The sequence below is a fragment of the uncultured Thiodictyon sp. genome, from assembly GCF_903828115.1.
GTDB lineage: Bacteria > Pseudomonadota > Gammaproteobacteria > Chromatiales > Chromatiaceae > Thiodictyon.
In genome coordinates, this window is record NZ_CAIKKU010000368.1 from 1 (window position 1) to 9,381 (window position 9,381).

A 9,381-nucleotide genomic window follows, 5' to 3' on the forward strand; every position below is an offset into this window, starting at 1 on the left:
CACCCCAGTGCGGCCAGGCCTCTGCCCATCCTACACAGTCGGGGTTTTTGCGAGCACGCGCCGCACTGGGGTGCGGCGCTCCCAGGGGGCGCTCCCGGGCGCCCCCGGGGTCGGCCACCGGCTCAGAACTGCCGCACCTTGATGTTCAAGGTCTGTATCCGATAGGCAATCTGCCGCGGCGTCATGTTGAGCAGGCGCGCAGCCTTGGCCTGGACCCAGCCGGCCTCTTCCAGGGCGGCGATGACGCGCTCGCGCTCGTCGAGATCCGGGTCGTCCAGGTCGACCTTGGGGCCGGATTCCGCAGACGATTCGGGGCCGGAATCAGCGCCGCTGCCGGGCGTGGTCCCCAAACTGGCGCCGGCGGGCCGCCCGTCCCAGGTGCTGACATCCAGGCCGGTGAGTTCGATGACGCCGCGGTCGATGGTGCCGTCGGCGCTCATCACGGCCGCGCGCTCCATGCAGTTCTCCAGCTCCCGCACGTTGCCGGGCCAGTCGTGGCGCATGAGGATGCGTAGCGCACTGTCGGTGATCGAGAGCTCCCGACCCTGCATCCGCGCGACCTTGGTGACCAGGAAGCGGGCCAGGTCCGGGATGTCCTCGATGCGCTCGCGCAGGGCCGGCATGCGGATGGGCATGACATTGAGCCGGTAGTAGAGGTCCTCGCGGAACTCGCCGGCGCGCACCTCGGCCTCCAGATCCCGGTTGGTGGCGGCGATGATGCGCACGTCGACCTTCAGCGTCCGGCCGCCGCCGACCCGCTCGAACTCGCCCTCCTGGAGCACGCGCAGCAGCTTGGCCTGGAAGGCGGGGCTGATCTCGCCGATCTCATCGAGAAACAGGGTGCCGCCGTCGGCCTGCTCGAAGCGGCCCTTGCGCATGGCCACGGCGCCGGTGAAGGCGCCCTTTTCGTGCCCGAAGAGCTCGGACTCCAGCAGGTTGTCCGGGAGCGCGGCGCAGTTGAGCTTGATGAAGGGGGCGCGGGCGCGCGGTGAGTTGTAGTGGATGGCGCTGGCGATCAGCTCCTTGCCGGTGCCGGACTCGCCGCGGATGAGCACGGTGGTGGTCCACTTGGCGACTTGGCGGACCTGGTCGAAGACCAGCCGCATCGGCTGGGTGCGCCCGATGATGCTGTCGAAGCCGTGGACGCCCTTGACCTCGCGGCGCAGCTTGTCGCGCTCCTCGCGCAGCGCCGCCTGTTCGGCCTCGACCCCGCGCGCCAGGCGGATGGCCTGGCCGATGAGGTTGGCGACCATCTCCAGGAAGCGGGCGCGCTCCTCCAGCAGGCCGTCGGCCACCGGCGGCTGGGCGGCGAAGACGCCGACCGCGGCGCCCTCGCCGATGCGGATGGGCACGCCGATGAAGGGCAGGTCCGATTGGTAGAGGTTCAGCCGGTCCAGGAAGCGCGGCTCGTCCCCCACCCGGGGCAGGATCCAGGGCTGGTTCTTTTCCAATATCCGCCCGATCACGCCCTCGCCGGGGCGGTAGCTGACCGGCTCGAAGGGGTCGGCATCCTCTTTGTTGTAGAGGGCGCTGATCAGCAGCTCGCCGCTCTCCTCGTCGAGCAGGCTGACCAGTCCATAACAGAGCCGGCCGCGCTCGTGCAGCACCCGCAGGACCTCGCGCAGCGTCTGGCGCAGATCAAGCGAGCGGCTGAGCACGGTGCTGACCTCGTAGAGTGCGGCCAACTGGGTCTCCAGCAGATCCAGCCGCGCCGCCTCAGTGGCGGTGACCGGCACCAGGGGGTCGCGATTCATGGGCTCACTCATCCGCCGACACGGCGTTCAGGGTGAGCAGGATGCGGCAGCCGTCCTGGAAGTCCGGGTCCACCTCGATACTGCCGCCGTGCTCGGTGACGATCTCCTGGGCCATCGCCAGCCCCATACCGGCCCGGCCGCGGCGGTTGCGCCAGCCGATGTAGAAGGGCTCGAAGACCCGGTAGCGGTCCTCGAACGGGATGCCGCGGCCGTTGTCCTGGATCGCCACCTCCACCGCCCCGTCCACCAGGCGGGTGGCGAGCAGCAGGTCCCGATGCGGCCGGCCGGACTCGCCGACTGCCTGGATGGCATTGTCGATCAGGTGCTTGAACAGGGATCTCAGAGAATCCTGGTGGCCCGGCAGTTCCGGCAACAGGTGCGCCGGGCGCCAGTCGACCACGATCCCGGCGGCCAGCAGCCGGTCGGTCGCAAGCACCAGGACCTGGCGCAGCAGGTCATTGACGTTGACCATGACCCCGGGCTCGCGCGGCCCCTCCGGCAGGGCCGCCTTCAGGGTGTCCAGGGCGCGCGCCCCGGAGCGGCTGATCTCATCCAGCATCCCGGCCAGGGTGGCGAGGCTCGCATTGCCGCCGCGGGCCATGGCGGCGGCCGCCTGGATCACGTTCATGGGGGCCTGGATCTGGTAGATGGCCGCGGCCAGGGCCTCGCGCATCCCATGGGCCAACTGCTGCTCGGCCAGGCGCGCGCGCAGGTTTTCCAGGTGCGCCCGGTCCACCTCCCGGCGGCGGGCGGTGACCTCGTTGGCGAGGAGCAGCATCCGCCGCTCGCCGGGCTTCTGGCGGCCGAAGAAGCCGCGGGCGCTGGGGTCGACCTCGTCGGCCGGGGTGCCGGAGCAGGAGAACCAGCGCGGTCCGCTGGCCCCCGGCAGGACGATGCTGACCTCCAGGTCCTTGAAGGCGCGCCCGGCCAGGCACTCGGCCAGGGGGTCCAGCCCGACCTGTTCGCGCAGCGCCGTGCTCAGGGTCTGCGCCGGTTCCTGCCCGCGCAGGTCGCCGACCAGGCGCTGGTATTCCTGGTTGGCGAGGATCACCCGGCCCGCGGCATCGAGCAGGACCACCACCACGGGTGCGGCGTCCAGGACGGTCTCGATGCGCGCCTTCTGGCGGCGCAGTTCACCCTCCAGTTCGTGCAGCTTGGTGACATCGCGGTGCATCCCGAGGAAGTATTTGATCTCGCCGGTGCGGTCGAGCACCGGGGCGATGATCAGTTCCGCCAGATAGTCCCCGCCCTGTTTGGTGCGGTTGACCAGGGTCCCGGTCCAGGTCTGCTTGCGCTGTATGGTCCGCCACAGGTGCTGATAGACGTTGTCCGGGGTCGCCTGGTTGGACAGGATCGCCTCGTTCTGTCCGATCACCTCGACGCGGCTGAAGCCGGTCAGGATCTCGAAGGCGCGGTTGGCGTAGAGGATGGTCGCGCGCGCGTCGGTGATGGAGATCGCCGAGGGGGCCTGCTCCACGGCCTCGAAGAAGAGGCGCGGCGAGAGCGGGTCGCGCGGGTTGCCCGCCATCAGGGTGAGGGCCTCGATGACCTCCCCCGGGGTCCCCGGCGGGGGGGCGGCGAGGAACTCGCCCAGGGCGGTGGCGACGAGTTGTACCGGGGTTTCCGGGGACTCCGGGGATGGTCGGGCCGACACGGTGTTCTCCTGGGCGTCAGGGGTTGGGGTTCGGGTCGCCGGCCGCGCTGGTCCTTCCGGTCGACAGCGCTCGGTCCGCACAGCGGACCCTACGGTGCCGTAGGGTCTGCTGTGCGGACCAACGACCGGCCGACCGGCGGGCGAGGGGTTGGGACCAGGAGCAAGGCCGGACGCCACGGCGATGCGCCAAGCATACCGGGCCGGTCGGTCTTGCACGACCCGCGTGCGGGGCTATAGGCATCGCTGTCGATATTACGACAATTCTGCTGGGTCGCGGCATGGGTATTGTCATGTCGTCAACAGCCCTGAGCGCGGCGGGGCGTCGCCCAGGAACCCGCACCCGGTCCGCCGCGCCGCGCCGCACGACAAGCGATTCGACTGATCGATAAGGGCTTTGTGCGGCAGGCCGGCATTCCCCGCGCCGGTCCCGGGCGCGCGATCTCGGCCCCCGCACCTCCTGGCACCTGGTTTGCAGTGCAGTTAAGCAAAGAAGGGCTTGAGACGAGGTCCGCAAGCGCACCTCGGACGTGCTGCATGTGCGCTTGTTCGCGGCTCGATACGCTTTCAAAGGAGCGGCTTACCGCTCGCATCAGAGGCACTGAATCATGCTCGCCGCCATCGGTAGTCTATCCCTCCTCGGCCTGGTCCTGGGCGGCATCCTCGGCCTCGCCTCCCGTTACCTGAAAGTGGAGGGCAATCCGCTGACCGCGCAGGCCCTGGCCCTGCTGCCGGGCTCCCAGTGCGGACAGTGCGGCTATGTGGGCTGCGGCCAGGCGGCCGAGGCCCTTACCGCCGGCACCGCCCCGCCCACGGTCTGCCCACCCGGGGGACGGGCGGTCGCCGAGGCCCTCGGCAGCCTGCTGGGGAAAACGGTCGACTTGGCGGGGGTGGCGGAGAAGGCCCCAACGGTCGCCCACGTCAATGAAAACCTCTGTGTCGGCTGCACCAAATGCTTCAAGCGCTGCCCTACGGACGCGATCATGGGGGCGAACAACATGATTCACAGCGTCTTCGCCGACGCCTGCATCGGCTGCGAGAAGTGCTTCGAGGTCTGCCCCACCGAGTGTATCGAGATGCGGCCCGTCGCCCCGACCCTCCAGACCTGGTTCTGGCCGAACCCGGCCCTGGCAACCGCTTAAGCGCAGGAGGTCGACATGAGACTGTTCAAGATCCGCGGCGGCGTCCACCCGCAAGACCGCAAACAACTGGCGGCCGGGCAGGCGATCGAGGACCTGCCGCTGGCGCCCCTGCTGCACGTCCCGCTGCAACAGCACATCGGCAACCCGGCCACCCCGGCGGTGCGGCGCGGCCAGCGGGTCGCCAAGGGAGAACTCATCGGCCAGGCGCAGGGGCCCATGTCCGCCCCGGTGCACGCCCCGACCTCGGGTCGGGTCATGGGCATCGGCAGCTTCCCGGCCCACCACGCCTCCGGCCTCTCGGTGCGCACCATCACCCTGCAACCCGACGGCGAGGACCGCTGGGTGGAGGGTCTGGAGGGGGTACCCGACCCCTTCGCCCTGACCCCCGAGGAGATTGCCGCGCGCGTCGCGGCGGCCGGGATCGTCGGGATGGGCGGCGCGACCTTCCCCTCGGCGGTCAAGCTCAACCTGCGCACCAAGTACAGTCTGCATACGCTGGTGATCAACGGGGCCGAATGCGAGCCCTACCTCACCTGCGACGACCGGCTGATGCGCGAGCACGCCGAAGGGGTCCTGGACGGCGCCCGCATCATGGCCCATGCGCTCGGGGTCGAGCGGATCATCATCGGGATCGAGAACAACAAGCCCGAGGCGCAGGACGCCATGACCCAGGCCGCCGCGCCCTTCCCGACGGTGAGCGTGGCCCACCTGCCCATGCGCTTCCCCATGGGCTCGGAGAAGCACCTGGTGCAGGCCATCACCGGCCAGGAGACCCCGGCCCGCGGCCTGACCGCCGACATCGGCGTCGTCGTCCACAACCCGGCGACGGCCTTCGCGGTCCACCAGGCCCTGCGTCTGGGCTGGCCCCTGGTGGCACGGCTGGTCACGGTGAGCGGCGCGGCCATCAACCGGCCGCGCAACCTGCGGGTGCCCCTGGGCACTCCGGTGCAGCACCTGATCGACCACTGCGGCGGCTTCCGCGAGGAGCCGGCGCGCCTGGTGAGCGGGGGTCCCATGATGGGCTCGCCCCTGCCGGGCACCCGGGTCCCGATCGTCAAGGGCAGCAACGGCGTCCTGGCCCTGACCGCGGCCGAGATCAACGCCGCCCCGCGCTCCGCCTGTATCCGCTGCGGGAGTTGCGTGACCGCCTGCCCCTGCGGCCTGCTGCCGCTCAACATGGCCGCCCATGCCCGCGCCGGGGACCTGGAGGGCACGGTGCGCCTGGGGCTGATGGACTGCATCGGCTGCGGCTCCTGCTCCTATGTCTGCCCCTCCCATATCCCGCTCGCGCAGTTCTTCAGCTACGCCAAGGGCGAGATGGCCGCCCGCGGGCGCACCAAGCAGAAACAGACCGAAACGCGGCGCCTGATCGAGCAGCGCACGGAGCGGATCGAGGCGATACAGCGCGCCAAACGCGAGGCCATGGCGGCGCGCAAGCGCGACCCCAAGGCCGCCGCGCCGGCGCCGGCATCGACATCCGCGGAGCAGTCGGCGGACAGCCACGTGGCGGCCTGAGTCGGAAAAGATCGTTGACCCTGGGGGGCATCTTTTTTTGCAAAGACGCAAAGGAACGGTTCACCAACAAGTTAAACAAGTCCATCGGGAAATGCTTTTCGCGTCGTTGTCGTTGTCGTTGTCGTTGTCGTTGTCGAGGTTATCGTATCGCCCCGGATTCGCTCGCACGCCAAGTTGCAGCGATTTTCCGATTACGATTACGACAACGACAACGATTGCGTTTAACTTGTTACTTTGTAAGCTCGACCCCCGGAGGTCACCATGCACGTCGGCGTCGCCTATGCGGACAAGTTCAAACAGACCTGGCTCAAGCTCGATGTGCCGGACGGCAGTTCGGCACGGGATGCGATACAACGCTCCGGCCTGCTCGCACAATTCCCGGAGATCGATCTGGCGCGCAATCAGGTCGGCATCTTCGGCCGGGTCGTGACGCTTGACACCCCGCTTGCGGACGGCAATCGGGTCGAGATCTACCGCCCCATCATCGCCGACCCGGAGACCGTCGAGCGCCGCGATCGGGAGTGAGGGAGCCACGGGCCTTTGATCATCGTTCCGGCCAACCGCCATCCTCTAGAGTCTTAAGGCTTCAGCAGCTACAGCTACCGGACGTTCTCACGGACCGGGCATCGTTGTCGTTGTCGTAATCGTGGTCGGATTTTTAGATTACGACAACGACAACGACAACGACAACGTACCCGGGATCTCGGTCACCACATCAGTTCTGATCGCACCCGGCGCCCCTTTATTGCTGGGTCTTGAACTCGATGCGGCGGTTACGGAACCGGCCGGCCGGGGTCTCGTTGCTCGCCACCGGGATGTCACTCCCGTAGCCCCTTGCGTTCAGTCGCCCGGCCGGCACCCCGACGACGACCAGCGCCTCGCGCACGGATACGGCGCGCGCCTCCGACAGGGCCCTGTTCCTGGCCGAATCGCCGCTGTTGTCGGTGTGGCCGGCAATCTCGATGACGACGGTTGGCGGGGCGCCCAGGATGGCCTGGGCGGCGGCGGTGACGAGCGGCAGGCTGTCGAGCGGAACCTCGGCGCTGTCGGTCGAGAAGTTGATCACCCAGAGATTCAGGGCCTTGACCAGATCGGCACCGCCGTAGCCCGCCCTCAGGGCCGCGAGCGCGGCCCGGGTCCGATCGGCGCCCGTCTTGACGGCTTCGCCGGTCTTGTCCCCCAGGAACCCGAACGAAAAACCGCTTCCAAACTGTCGCTTGATGGCATCCAGCAGCTTTGAGCGCTCGGTGTCGGACAGCCAACCGCCGACCTTGACGTCGTTGCCTTCCAGCAGGAGGTCCGCGCCGGGCAGCCTGAACCGCGGCAGCAGGGCACCAAGATCGGCAAGCCAGGACGCCGGCCCCACCCGGGGATCCAACGCCAGTTCGCCCGAGCAATTGGCCGCACCGAACACACTATTGAGTCCATCGAGGATGGTAGCGCGGGACTTCTCATCCGCCACCACACCCGCGTATTGGACCTTGCCGTCGTCATTGCTCAGGGCCAGGCGGGGCACCGGCAGCGCCTGGGGCTGCACGGCGGCGACCGCAAGCGCTTCCTGCGCCTGCTCGGGTCCGTGCCAGGCCCAGTAGCCGAGGAGTCCCGCCCAGGCGAGCGCCGCCAACCAGCCCCAGACGGGCATCCCGCGCGACTCCCGGGCTTGTGGCGGTTGGGGCGGCGGGGCCGCCGGGGGGGCCGGACTGACCGGGGCGGCGGATGACGCAACCGCGGCCGGGGCGACGGTAGCGGGCCGAGTAGCCGCGGCGACCGGACTGACCGCGGCCGCGACCGGGCTGACCGCGGCGATGGCCGGCTTAACCAGGGCAGCCGGGCCGACCGCGGCCGCGACCGGAGTGACACCGGCGGCAGAGCGCTCGAGGAAGGACGCGACCTCCCCCTCCATCGGGTCCTGGATGAAGCCGGCGGGTGTGAGTAAATTGACGAGTTTGGGTACGGCGTAGGCCAGCGCGTCGCGCGCCGTGGAGTCCGGCAGCGAAAACCGGCTCGCCAGGCGGTCGATCAGGCCGCTACCGAGGACGCCCTCCAGTTGGGCCCCGGTCAGGGGCAGACTCTCGCGCACCTTGGTCACCCAGGAGGCCGCGATGTGGCCGAGCCCGGCTTCGTTGAAAAGATCGATGAACCCGCGCAGCCCCCCATGGTCCGTAGCGACGATGTAACGAATTGTGTCCGCGACGAAGGCGCCGGCGCTTTCGCCCAGGCCGAAGCGTTGTTCCAGTTCACCAATCAGACTGTCAAACAAGGCCATGGAAAACTCCCCTTAACGTAATTAGAAATTCCAACCGTACCGCGATTGGGTAAGGCAGCGATGCTAGCCGCGATGCGGACAACAGACAAGGGCGGCGGCTGGGACGGCACCCCCGCCCTTGATCATCGTTGCGGCCGCCCCGGGCCGGAGTCCAAGGCTTCAGCCGTGGATCAGTTGTTGCGGTTCCCGCCGAAGGCCTTCATGGGGTTCGGCATGTTCTTCATCGGGTTGAAGCCGTCGCCGCCCGCGCGGGGGGGCGGCTGATCGCCGCCGTAGGGGGGGCCGTTATAGCCGGGTCCGTCGCCGCCGGGACCGGGCCTCTGGCCGTTACCGGGTCCGTACCCACCCTGGGGGGCGTAACCGTAGCCCGGGCCGGGGCCGGAGTACCCCGGGGGCCGATCCCCGGCTCCCGGGGCGGGCGCCGCTCCCGGCTGACCATAGGCCGGCCCGGAATACCCGGGGACCTGATAACCGCCGCCCGGCGCGGACCCCGCTCCCGGCTGACCATAGGCCGGCCCGGAATACCCGGGGACCTGATAACCGCCGCCCGGCGCGGACCCCGCTCCCGGCTGACCGTAGGCCGGCCCGGAGTACCCGGGGACCTGATAACCGCCGCCCGGCGCGGACCCCGCTCCCGGCTGACCATAGGCCGGCCCGGAATACCCGGGGACCTGATAACCGCCGCCCGGGGCAGGCACCGGTGCCGGTTGACCGGAGGCCCGGCCCACATCGGCGGGCGCTCGATAGGCGCCGGGGCCGTCGTCGGCACCCTGCGCCCGCACGGGGGGGTTGGCGCAGACCGTGAGTACCAGCAGAACGCCAAGGCCGATCGGATGCTTGTGCATGATTGCTCCTCTTCGCAGATGTACGGTACGGAAGTACGTTAGGAACGGTTCACTAATAAGTTAAACAATTCGATTCGGGACCGCCTGTAACGCCATTTTCGTTGTCGTTGTCGTTGTCGTTGTCGTTGTCGTTGTCGTTGTCGTTGTCGTTGTCGAGATTATCGTAGCGCTTCGGATTCTCTCGCACCCCAAAGTGCATCGCTTCTCC

At 68.9% G+C, this 9,381-nt stretch carries 7 protein-coding genes; 3 read left to right on the plus strand and 4 right to left on the minus strand.

Features of this window, described 5'->3' with window-relative positions:
* Window positions 1-122: 122 nt before the first annotated feature.
* Complete coding sequence (nifA, locus tag QZY48_RS13410) at window positions 123-1,754, minus strand: nif-specific transcriptional activator NifA (protein WP_295431382.1); 1,632 nt, start codon at window positions 1,752-1,754, stop codon at window positions 123-125.
* Between the two features lie 4 nt (window positions 1,755-1,758).
* Window positions 1,759-3,408, minus strand: coding sequence for a nitrogen fixation negative regulator NifL (gene nifL, locus QZY48_RS13415; RefSeq protein ID WP_295431384.1), 1,650 nt, complete (start codon window positions 3,406-3,408; stop codon window positions 1,759-1,761).
* Between the two features lie 605 nt (window positions 3,409-4,013).
* Here nifL and QZY48_RS13420 point away from each other — a divergent pair.
* From QZY48_RS13420 to QZY48_RS13430, 3 genes are all read left to right on the plus strand, one after another.
* Window positions 4,014-4,547: an RnfABCDGE type electron transport complex subunit B gene (locus QZY48_RS13420; RefSeq protein WP_295431386.1), complete on the plus strand. Its 534-nt coding sequence runs from the start codon at window positions 4,014-4,016 to the stop codon at window positions 4,545-4,547.
* A 15-nt stretch (window positions 4,548-4,562) separates the two neighbouring features.
* A complete protein-coding gene (gene rsxC, locus QZY48_RS13425; RefSeq protein ID WP_295431388.1) occupies window positions 4,563-6,062 on the plus strand; it encodes an electron transport complex subunit RsxC in 1,500 nt (499 codons plus the stop codon).
* Between the two features lie 261 nt (window positions 6,063-6,323).
* Window positions 6,324-6,587 (plus strand): RnfH family protein, encoded by a 264-nt coding sequence (locus QZY48_RS13430; RefSeq protein ID WP_100922579.1) that lies wholly within the window; start codon window positions 6,324-6,326, stop codon window positions 6,585-6,587.
* 217 nt (window positions 6,588-6,804) lie between these two features.
* Here the strand turns inward: QZY48_RS13430 and QZY48_RS13435 are convergent, their stop codons facing one another.
* Window positions 6,805-8,328 (minus strand): OmpA family protein, encoded by a 1,524-nt coding sequence (locus QZY48_RS13435; protein WP_295431395.1) that lies wholly within the window; start codon window positions 8,326-8,328, stop codon window positions 6,805-6,807.
* A gap of 170 nt (window positions 8,329-8,498) precedes the next feature.
* Entirely contained in the window at window positions 8,499-9,173 is a 675-nt protein-coding gene (locus tag QZY48_RS13440; protein ID WP_295431397.1) for a hypothetical protein, read from the minus strand.
* Window positions 9,174-9,381: the final 208 nt, after the last annotated feature.